Raw genomic sequence first — 398 nt, 5'->3', positions numbered from 1 at the left:
GCGCATGGCGGCGCTGATGAAGATCCGCTCGGTGTTTGTTTATACCCACGATACCATCGGCCTGGGCGAAGACGGCCCGACACATCAGCCCGTTGAGCAACTGGCGTCGCTGCGTCTGACGCCGAATATGGAAACCTGGCGCGGTTGCGATCAGGTGGAAGTGGCGGTGGCCTGGCAACAGGCGATTGAGCGCAAAGATGGCCCAACGTCGTTGGTATTAACGCGCCAACCTCTGGCGCAACAGCCGCGCACCGCTGCACAGTTGGCAGAGATTGCGCGTGGTGGTTATGTACTGAGTGATTGTGACGGTCAGCCTGAGATGATCCTCATTTCTGCGGGTTCAGAGATTGAGTTAGTGGTCAGCGCCGCAAAAGCGTTAACGGAAGAAGGGCGTAAAG

At 58.0% G+C, this 398-nt stretch carries 1 pseudogene; it reads left to right on the top strand.

The features are described 5' to 3' along the window. Positions 1 to 398: pseudogene (locus E0L35_RS25935) on the top strand (transketolase); the annotation flags it as partial.

The sequence above is a fragment of the Halomonas sp. ATBC28 genome (assembly GCF_005937175.1).
Taxonomy (GTDB): domain Bacteria; phylum Pseudomonadota; class Gammaproteobacteria; order Pseudomonadales; family Halomonadaceae; genus Vreelandella; species Vreelandella titanicae.
Note: the sequence above shows the minus strand (reverse complement) of the source record. Positions and strands in the feature narration are given on the sequence as shown.